1 protein-coding gene is annotated in these 1,179 nt (G+C 55.0%); it reads right to left on the bottom strand.

Annotation, left to right across the window (positions count from 1 at the left end):
* The coding region (locus N5D48_RS26120; RefSeq protein WP_279889026.1) for a DUF6708 domain-containing protein at positions 1-941 on the bottom strand (941 nt) is incomplete at its 3' end.
* Between the last annotated feature and the right edge of the window lie 238 nt (positions 942-1,179).

Raw genomic sequence — 1,179 nt, 5'->3', positions numbered from 1 at the left:
TGCGGTCTCCAGCACAGCATCAGGCTGACCCAGTGGGCGGTGCCGATGATGACGAAGGCGGGCCAGATCAGCAGCAGGGCTACCTTCAGCGGCCAGCCGCTGTGGCGGAAGAAACGGCCCAGTCCTTCGAACTGGGCGCTGAAGGCCTGGATGGGCGAAGGGAGTTGGGTGCTCAGGCGTGGGCGTGGGACCGCGTCGGGGCCTTCTTCCATGTAGCGGCGGATGAACTCCCATTCGTCACGCAATTCACTGCCGCCTTGGCCTTGCTTGCCGAGAAAGGCGAACTCCAGATGAGGAAGGCCCGTTCGGATTGGATGCCATACCAATGCGAGCCTCATGCCGAGGCTTAACGCATCATCTTCCGGGTGGATAGCGGTGCTGCCGGTAGATCGCCAGGGGAAGGTCACGATGCCGCCGCAGTAGCTAGGGCGATGCAGATGGACTTGTTGAGTCTTTCGATTGAAACGAATGAGCAGATGGCGGCTGGTTAACATTTCCAAGCGAGTAAAATGTAGGCCGTATTTTGCGTAGAGATAAAGTACCGCTAGATCAAGTGCTAGAATTAGGAGTGTTAATAAATTTGAGATGAGGGTTTGGTTGGGTATTTGGCTTATTTCTAAGTATAGGTTGCTTGGGCTGGTCAGTATGCTCGTGTAGGCGAATGGGAAGAGTCCGCCTATTGTCATGAGTGTTATGATTCCACGCTTTTCTTCTGAGCCGCCGCAGCGTAACTCCATGAAAGTATCATTGAAGGAAAAAATAGGTCCGCGCATTTTAGGTGAGCAGCTGACCGACTTGAAGTGTATATCTGCTGCCAACTCATCTGCGTAAAGATCCTTGTCTGCGCGTTTCTCGGCTGGGGTTCGCGCCGCATCGGTGGCTTTGCGTTCCGCAGTCGTCTCTATGCTCATGCCCCAAACGCCCCGCTCGAGTAAATACATCACATGATCTCGCTGAATGCTGAGTAAACCGCCGCGCGGACGTTGTAGAAATCGTTGTGCGAATCGCTCGCCTGCATCAGGTCTTCGGCCCAGGCCTGGCCGAGATAGCGTGTCACCTGACGACCTTGGCTTTAGGAGGTATTGAGCCGTTGTGTTCGTGGCCGACAAGAAGGGTGGGTTTCATTCGGAGGTTCCTTGTCTAGCCTTCGTCGTACGCGGCTTACGGGGTTTGCGTTGT

The organism is Pseudomonas sp. GD03858 (assembly GCF_029840925.1).
Taxonomy (GTDB): domain Bacteria; phylum Pseudomonadota; class Gammaproteobacteria; order Pseudomonadales; family Pseudomonadaceae; genus Aquipseudomonas.
Note: the sequence above shows the minus strand (reverse complement) of the source record. Positions and strands in the feature narration are given on the sequence as shown.